This window comes from Psychrobacter sp. T6-1, assembly GCF_052258445.1.
Map to the genome: position 1 here is coordinate 1 of NZ_JBQQFC010000563.1, position 1,003 is coordinate 1,003.

Genomic DNA, 1,003 nt, shown 5'->3' on the forward strand with positions numbered 1-1,003 from the left:
ACTGTGCTCGCTTTGATGCGTTTATCTGGCATCAAAGCACTAGAAGTCCCTGCCAAACTATACGTCAACTATTTTCGATCAGTGCCACTGTTATTGGTACTACTTTGGTTTTACTTTGCCGTACCTATGATCTACTTTTGGGTTGCGGGCAAATACTTACAACTCGATGCTGCTTTTGCCTCCTGTGTGGTTGCCTTTATGATGTTTGAGGCGGCGTATTTCTCGGAGGTTGTCAGAGCGGGTATTCAATCGATCGGAAGCGGACAGGTCAATGCGGCCAAAGCGCTGGGTATGACCTATGGACAGACGATGCGTTTGGTCATCTTGCCGCAAGCGTTTCGTAAGATGCTGCCGCTAATACTTCAACAGTGTATTATCTTGTTTCAAGATACGACGCTGGTATTTGCTATTGGCTTGACGGACTTTTTCCGCGCCGCCTACGTGCGCGGGGAGTTGATGGGCTTGTTAACGCCATATATTTTAGGTGCAGGTGCCGTGTACTTTATCATTAGTTTGAGCGCCTCTATCGGCGTACAGCAAGTACAAAAACGTTTGAGGTTTTAGAACAGGGTATAAAGAGTATTTTATACCGCAATTACATATAGAAAAATGGCTAGGAGCCTGCGATGAGCAAAGCTGACACATATATAAATGACTTTGGTGGACTGGTCACAAATAACGGCCATGCTACCGATGAGATGGTCGTTGAAATTGACAGCGTCAGCAAATGGTATGGCGACTTTCAAGTATTGACCGATTGTACTGCGCACGTACACCGAGGCGATGTTGTCGTCGTTTGTGGCCCGTCAGGTAGCGGTAAATCCACTTTGATCAAGACAGTTAACGGTCTTGAGCCTTTTCAAAAGGGGCAGATCATGGTCAATGACATCTCAGTAGGTGATAGCAAAACCAATTTGCCCAAACTGCGTAGCCGCGTTGGCATGGTGTTTCAACATTTTGAGTTGTTTCCGCATCTGACAATTATCGATAATTTGACTGTGGC

Annotated in this window: 2 protein-coding genes; both read left to right on the forward strand. The window is 46.0% G+C overall.

The window, feature by feature from the left end; genetic code table 11:
- Positions 1–564, forward strand: a 564-nt coding sequence (locus ACTXGO_RS14600) for an ABC transporter permease subunit (RefSeq protein ID WP_443575025.1), incomplete at its 5' end; no start/stop codon positions are given.
- 134 nt (positions 565–698) lie between these two features.
- The coding region (locus ACTXGO_RS14605; protein ID WP_443575028.1) for an ATP-binding cassette domain-containing protein at positions 699–1,003 on the forward strand (305 nt) is incomplete at its 3' end.